The organism is Pseudomonas sp., from assembly GCF_026224925.1.
Taxonomy (GTDB): Bacteria; Pseudomonadota; Gammaproteobacteria; order Pseudomonadales; family Pseudomonadaceae; genus Aquipseudomonas.
Map to the genome: position 1 here is coordinate 1 of NZ_JAMFRV010000132.1, position 3,346 is coordinate 3,346.

At 52.2% G+C, this 3,346-nt stretch carries 4 protein-coding genes and 1 pseudogene; 3 read left to right on the forward strand and 2 right to left on the reverse strand.

The features are described 5' to 3' along the window. Window positions 1–113, forward strand: a pseudogene (locus M0974_RS05840) (acireductone synthase); the annotation flags it as partial. A 217-nt stretch (window positions 114–330) separates the two neighbouring features. Then, complete coding sequence (locus M0974_RS05845; RefSeq protein ID WP_297833943.1) at window positions 331–1,053, forward strand: helix-turn-helix transcriptional regulator; 723 nt, start codon at window positions 331–333, stop codon at window positions 1,051–1,053. A 1-nt stretch (window position 1,054) separates the two neighbouring features. Here M0974_RS05845 and M0974_RS05850 read toward each other — a convergent pair whose 3' ends face one another. Together M0974_RS05850 and M0974_RS05855 are read right to left on the reverse strand one after the other, a co-directional pair. Beyond that, a complete protein-coding gene (locus M0974_RS05850; protein ID WP_297833946.1) occupies window positions 1,055–1,990 on the reverse strand; it encodes a hypothetical protein in 936 nt (311 codons plus the stop codon). Between the two features lie 393 nt (window positions 1,991–2,383). Then, window positions 2,384–2,662 carry a DUF3509 domain-containing protein gene (locus M0974_RS05855; protein WP_297833949.1) on the reverse strand — a complete coding sequence of 93 codons (279 nt, stop codon included), beginning with the start codon at window positions 2,660–2,662 and terminating at the stop codon, window positions 2,384–2,386. A 439-nt stretch (window positions 2,663–3,101) separates the two neighbouring features. Between M0974_RS05855 and M0974_RS05860 the strand changes: the two genes are divergently transcribed. After that, window positions 3,102–3,346: ankyrin repeat domain-containing protein (locus M0974_RS05860; RefSeq protein WP_297833951.1), on the forward strand; the 245-nt coding region annotated here is incomplete at its 3' end.

The following is a 3,346-nucleotide window of genomic DNA, read 5'->3' on the forward strand; positions in this document are numbered from 1 at the left end:
ATGCCGCGCAGCAGGCGGGCATGGCGACGTGTGGTTTGGTTCGGGGCAGCGGTGAGCTGGTCGGACATGCCAATGTAGGCAGTTTTGCGGTTATTGACCTGAATACGTTCTGACGGTGTAGGCCCTCCCGTCTGTTTTGGATGGGGGGCTGATTGCTGTAGGTGGTGGTTTGTCGGCTTGTAAGAATATTCTCGTTATCGCGTAAGTAAGTACTGTTTGTGTTTTTCCTGATTTTTAAAAGCCTTTTACTGTGCAACTCTTTGTGGGTCGATACGTTAATTGTCGATGCGCACTAGAGCGACAAACGTCGGGGTTAAAAGGAGCGTGGAGATGGAAACAGTCGAGGCAATGAATGCCGATTTAAACCAACTTATTCAGCAGATGGTTACCGGTATTACCGAACTCAATGGTGACAAGGCCATTGAAAATGCACTGGAATGGTTGCGTAGCCAATGCTGTTGTGAGCGCGCCCTGTTTTATCAGTTCAAGGGCCCGGTGCTGCTGACCTGTATTACGTCAAACGTGGACAGTGTCTGGCGAGAGCTTTATCGTCATGCACGACTCAATATTGATGATCCGGTGATGCGCAGCTACCGGGAACAGTTAGGTTTTGTGGCGTGGGAAACGGCCTTTGTATTACACCCTCCGACGCCAACGTTCAAAGAGGTGGTTAAAGACTACCAATTGCTGCCTGCTGTTTCTTATGGTTATTCCAACGAAACCTTGGCCAGTCAGGGCGTGGTCACGGTTTGTTCACTCAACGGCATGACCCGCCCACTCAGCGACAACGACAAGTACCTGCTCAGCAGCCTCGTACCGATTCTGCACATGGCTGGTAGAGGGCGTAAGTTCCATGCCAAAGCGTTGAGCGAAAAAGAACTGGAAGTCCTCAAGTGGGCGAGGGCGGGGAAGACAGCCTGGGAAATCGGGATTATCCGTGAGATATCCGAAGCGACCGTGAAGTATCACTTTAAAAGTATCTATTCCAAGTTAGGGGTTTCGAACCGGGCACAAGCGGTGGGGGAGGCGCTGTATCAAGGCATTCTCAAGTGATTCAACCTGGCAGCGGCGCCGCCACTACACCCGGCATCAACAGGTCGATGTGGTAACCCTGTCGGCCGTCACCGACCGCAACGTGCAGGCCTTCAATGCCCTCGTTGAGTTGTGAGTTGATTCGGTAATCAATAGTGCGCGCAATGCTGGCGTTGACCCCGAATGCGCATTCGGTCAGGTGTAGGCCACGTGGGCCGGTGGCTTCGTTCAGCAGTGCGCAGTAGTCGCGGCCAGCGATCTTGAACGAGGTGACCTGACTGTCCTTGATCGTAACGGTGGCACGGTGACGCGCGATGTTATTTGCCATCGTGGCCAGCGATTCTATCAAGCGCGGGGGTATCGATGGATCATGGTAGCCACGCGCCGACAACATGCCGGCGACCTGAAACTCACCGGTAAGGGTAAAAGAGCGGGGTTCGTCCGGGTTCATGTGGGTGTAATGGACCTCCAGTAATTCAGCCAGCGGGAAGATGAATTTTTCCTTCGCCGCATGAATATCCTCCTCAATCATTGCGTACGGTGCTACGCCCTCGGTAATGACCAAGTGGCCGGCGCAATTTGGCCCGACAAGAACAAGCTGGCGGTGATCGTCCAGTAATGTCAGCAACTGCTCCTGCTTGTGCATGGCTTGGCGATAGTCACTGCTGCACATTTGCTCGAAGGTATACATCACGCTGTTCGGTGCCGGGTCGAACGCATGCGCCTGAGTGTAAATGGCTCGTCCAGATTCACTCTGCACCGACAATTGCAGCAGTGACTCGGTGCCTTCCCGGCTGACAGTAATGCACACGCTATTGGCTGGCAGGTGGTGCAGTTCGCTGATCAACCTCGCCGGCACTTGATGTGCCAACGCATAGGCAACCAGTTCTGGAGAGTCTGTGAGTAAAGTTATATCGCGCGAATCAAAGAAAGTTTCGAAGTGCTTCAAACGGTTCATGTCCAACTCCATACCTTTTACAAAAGAACCCGTCGCGGTGTTATCCCGCGACGGGTTATCAGCGTCCTGCTGTCACCACTTGGTTAGTGGATAAAAGCCAAAGGTTTGGTTTGTTGAGGGCTTGACTCGGTTGAGAGTGGGCTTGGTCATCATGTTTCCCCTATAAGTTAGATCAAGCGATGTGCTTGACGGGGTAACGTTAAGACGAACCTCAGCTGATTAAAACTACCCGGACAGGTAGGTGTAAAACAGCTGTAGACGCTATTAACTGTTGCGGTGGGACAGTTATTTTAGTCAGGGGTGACTTGGCATATATACAAAAAGACCCTGGCTCCCGTTAAGGGCGCCAAGGTCTTTTAATCGTTGCTACGTTCACGTTACCAAGCGGTCTGCTTAGCGAGTGTGGTAAGTCGGCAAGTCAAAACGATGCTGGCTTTGCAGCATGGAAATCGCTGGCAGTTCACTGGCTTGTGCTGCGAGGTCACGGCGAATCGCGCTGATCACCCAATCCAGTTGAACTGGTGTATGCAGTTGTGCGTAGGTTACCGAGCGGCGAATTTGTTTACCTTCGCTGTTACGCAGGCTTAGCAGCACACCGCCGTCTGGGCGCAACTGAGTAGTTACTTCGAACTCAGAAAATACTGACGAAAATTTTTCTTGGATAAAAGTCATGTCTGGCGGCTCCGTTGCTCAAGGGATAACAAGCTTGGGGAGACTGTTGCAGTGTCTGTGCCAGCATTCTTATATAAAAATAATTATTTAAATCAAAGACTTAGAAGGGTCATGATTTTTTTGGTTCGTGCATATTGCACGAGTAGCCATCGGGCATCCTGCATTTTGCGGGTTGAGCGCCCTGGTGATAGGACGTGCTGGAAGGCAGTTTCGGTTATCCATACGCTTAGGACACTGCCGGCGCGGATTTATCCTTCTCTTTTTTCCAGTTGAACGACGGGAGGCCATGGATGCCGAACCCAACGCACGGTTATTGAATTTCACTATCGCCCGCATACCTTGACCCTCAGCGGGTTGCTCTGGAGACTGCTGGCAAACCCGATGACTGCAACAGGCTGTTCGGTAGCCTGCGCACACGGCCCTTAAGGAGCAAAGCACTATGTCTGACGATTCCAAGCCGGCCACCGAGGCCAAGCAAATGACTGAAGATGAAGCCGCGGAATTTGCCGATCAGGTATTTGATCTGGCTCGTAAAGGCGATGCGCGGATGCTGGGTTTGTTGCTGGAAAGGGAACTGACGCCTAATTTGCGCAACCACAAGGGTGACACGCTGCTGATGCTTGCCAGCTATCACGGTCACCTGGATGCCGTTCGGGTATTGCTGGAGTTCAAAGCTGACCCAGA

Coding starts and splice junctions, on each gene's coding strand:
- M0974_RS05845 (WP_297833943.1), top strand. CDS start 331: ATGGAAACAGTCGAGGCAATGAATGCCGATTTAAACCAACTTATTCAG.
- M0974_RS05850 (WP_297833946.1), bottom strand. CDS start 1,990: ATGAACCGTTTGAAGCACTTCGAAACTTTCTTTGATTCGCGCGATATA.
- M0974_RS05855 (WP_297833949.1), bottom strand. CDS start 2,662: ATGACTTTTATCCAAGAAAAATTTTCGTCAGTATTTTCTGAGTTCGAA.